Annotated in this window: 2 protein-coding genes; both read left to right on the top strand. The window is 30.8% G+C overall.

The window, feature by feature from the left end; genetic code table 11:
* Positions 1-984, top strand: a 984-nt coding sequence (locus tag ACI3VO_RS15355) for a hypothetical protein (protein ID WP_439758753.1), incomplete at its 5' end; no start/stop codon positions are given.
* A gap of 3 nt (positions 985-987) precedes the next feature.
* On the top strand, positions 988-2,300 hold a 1,313-nt coding region (locus tag ACI3VO_RS15350; protein WP_439758752.1), incomplete at its 3' end, for a tetratricopeptide repeat protein.

The following is a 2,300-nucleotide window of genomic DNA, read 5'->3' as shown; positions in this document are numbered from 1 at the left end:
ATGATGCACCTAGAAGTAGTGTTTAATACTGCAAAACTAAGCGATTTCGAAAAATACATCCTTATGAATATGTCGTTAATTGCAAACGTAAAAATCGACAAGCTAGAATTTATGAAGTGGTGTGACATAGGCAATGAAGAGGGTATAAATTCGCTAATCGACAAGGGCTGGATGGAATTTAGAGACGATAGAATTTCTCTACATCAAATAATAATAGATCTTATATACAACAAATTAAAACCAGATGCCGCTACTTGCAAGCCGATTACAAATAAGATGACAGAAATGGCGACTATGAGAATTAAAAATAATATCCAAAAAAGAAATCAATATATAAAGCTAATTGGAATATTTGCAGAGAGAATTAGTGGATGCACAGTAGGACTTGCCGAATTTTACAATGAATTTGCAGAGCTGTTATCCAGTCGTTCTAAGAAGGACTGCTTTGATTACTACGATAAAGCTGTGGATATTTACGAGGAGCTTGATATGATAGGTGATGAGCTTGCTGAGGTTTGTTTTAATATTGGAGCATCTTTTGTAAAAGTAGTAGCAAATTCATGGGGTGAATGGAGAAGTATATTTGATGATGATGACGATTTAGAGAGAGCTTTAGACAATGTGGTATATTTCTTTGATAAAAGTATAGAAATAAAATCAGATAAAAATGGATATAAAAGTTTAGAAGTTGCAGATGAATATATAGAAATTGCTAGAGTTATGGTAAATAAGTTTCAAGATGTAGACAGGGAGCTAGATGAATCGCAATTAAAGAAATATTTTTCTTATTTTGAAAAATGTTTGGTAGAGAGCTTTGAAATTAAGAGAGAAATTTTAGGCTTAGGAGATAAACAGACAAAGGATATTTGTTATGAATTATATCAACTTTATATGGAAGGTTCTATGGACATAGTGTTAAATCAAGATATAATAAAAGATGATGAGAAAGCACTTTATTATGGAGAATTATACTTGGGAGAATAGAAGATGTTATTTGAAAAATTTATAAATAGAGAACCTTTAGATCACAAGATATTAGGTGATTTAGCATTAAAGCTTGGAAAATACGACAAGGCGATTAAACACTATAAAAAGCAAGAATACAATTATTTTAATCAAGACTATAGTGTGTCAGATGAAGAAGAGGACATAGGTGGAGCGTATTTTATAGAAGAAATATACGAGAAAATAATCGAGATATATTTGCACGAAAAAGACTACGAAAATGCCATAGAATACTGTGAAAAACAAATAGAACTTGATGAATATAAAGAAATAAATAAGGGAGATTCAGTCATACAATTGGCAGAAGTATATGAATTAAGTGGTGAAAAGAACAAGGCTATAGATATATTGGAGGATTTGCTAAAGTACGAATTAAGAGAAATAGATTTAGATCCAGATGAGGATTATCCTAAAAAAATGTATATAGGTGCATGCTATAAGTTAATTGATATATTAAAAGATACAGATAAAAACGAGAGTCAAAAATATATGGATTTAGCCATGGATATGTATCATAAAAATATTCAGGTGAATTTAGGTGTTAAAATGGCTGGAATTTTGGAGCTGCAGTCAGACTTTTATAAAAAGGATTTACAAGATAAACAGTCAACCCGTCGAAATTTATCTGTAGACGATTTAAAAACTGTAGAACAAATCTGTAGAAACTGTGTTTTGGCAAGTGAGATTTATCTAGAAGAAAACAAAGAGGAAAAAGCTAGAGGTTCTATATTAGAAGGTATTCAAATATACGAAAAATTTAATTTAGACAATTTCAAGCTTCATTTTGATTTAAGATATCAGCTTGCTTATGTAGATAGTAACACTTATGGCAACTATATAAGTGATGAGAATACGTACAATGATTATCTGCAAGCATATGAAATACTAAAAGAAAATAATTTTTTCGACGAATACAAGAAAAATATAATTTTGGATGAATTGGCTCATTACTGTGATTGTGACCACTTTGAGCTTAGTGAGCAATATAGAAATGAGTGTGACTACTATTATATAGCTGAATACAATGTAGAGCATAGTGAGAAATGGATAGTAGCCTTTGTATCAGAATACGAAAAGGCGGCAGAAAGCTATACTAGCTGTCACAAATACGACATGGCGATAAAATGCTATAAAAAGGCACTTCACAATTTAAGTGGATGTGGAATTTTTACAGGAGAGTTTTATATTGAAGAAGATGATTTAGATATGTGGGATAGGATTTATATCTCATATAGTAAATATAAAGGATTATGCAGCAATATTGCTAGAGTTTACGATAGTAAAGGAGAATACGA

This window comes from Intestinibacter sp. (assembly GCF_051866655.1).
Classification (GTDB): domain Bacteria; phylum Bacillota; class Clostridia; order Peptostreptococcales; family Peptostreptococcaceae; genus Intestinibacter.
This window is presented reverse-complemented; position numbering and strand designations above follow the sequence as displayed.